A 714-nucleotide genomic window follows, 5' to 3' on the forward strand; every position below is an offset into this window, starting at 1 on the left:
TACTCACTACAGTGGGTAGCCTCTATTTCTTTTCCCTTATCACTTGACACCATAAAAATAACTGCTCTAAAATAGTGCTATATCAAAAAAAATGACTAAGTTAGCAAAGTAATCAAGAAACAGTGACTACGAATACTAATAGAATCATAGATAAACCAAAAAAGCCAAAGACATTATGACTAAAACACTTTCATTTAACGAGCTGAGAGCCTTCAAAAACAGTCTTCCTCACGGAACAATCGCTAGAATCGCCGACGAATTAGGCATCGAGGAAGAGACCGTCCGCAACTACTTCGGTGGTAGTAACTTCTCCGAAGGGGAGCCTACCGGTGCACACCTTGAGCCAGGTCCTGATGGAGGGATTGTTGTACTTGACGACCTCACTATTTGGGATAAAGCCAATGAGATCTTGGCTGAGCTGAAGGAATAAGAGCAATCAATAGCCAAAAACTTAAAGGGCGACCTAGGTATCCACCTGAGTCGCCCTTTTTATGTTGAAATAGTTATTAGAGACTGTTGAACGAAGACGCACTACAGCATTAAGAATATTGCAAGAAATGCCATAGCCCTGTCGTACCAGAAGGTACGCATTAGGAGAATGTTGAACGAAGTGCCATTCTCGCACATTTGAATCAAATGTGCTGAGACTTTAAACGAAGGATGAGATGCAAGACGCTGAGGGTGAGGGCAAGGTGCACGCAGGGCACCAAGGCC

The 714-nt window shown here is 43.1% G+C and carries 1 protein-coding gene; it reads left to right on the forward strand.

All coding sequences use genetic code 11. The features are described from left to right. The first annotated feature begins 175 nt into the window (after window positions 1–175). Window positions 176–430 carry a hypothetical protein gene (locus tag QVO39_RS02425; protein ID WP_021902867.1) on the forward strand — a complete coding sequence of 85 codons (255 nt, stop codon included), beginning with the start codon at window positions 176–178 and terminating at the stop codon, window positions 428–430. The last annotated feature ends 284 nt before the right edge of the window (window positions 431–714 follow it).

It is taken from the genome of Porphyromonas sp. CAG:1061, assembly GCF_000435035.1.
Lineage (GTDB): Bacteria > Bacteroidota > Bacteroidia > Bacteroidales > Porphyromonadaceae > Porphyromonas_A > Porphyromonas_A somerae.

Bases quoted from the DNA above. Each gene is read 5' to 3' on its own strand.
- QVO39_RS02425 (WP_021902867.1), top strand. From the start codon at position 176: ATGACTAAAACACTTTCATTTAACGAGCTGAGAGCCTTCAAAAACAGT.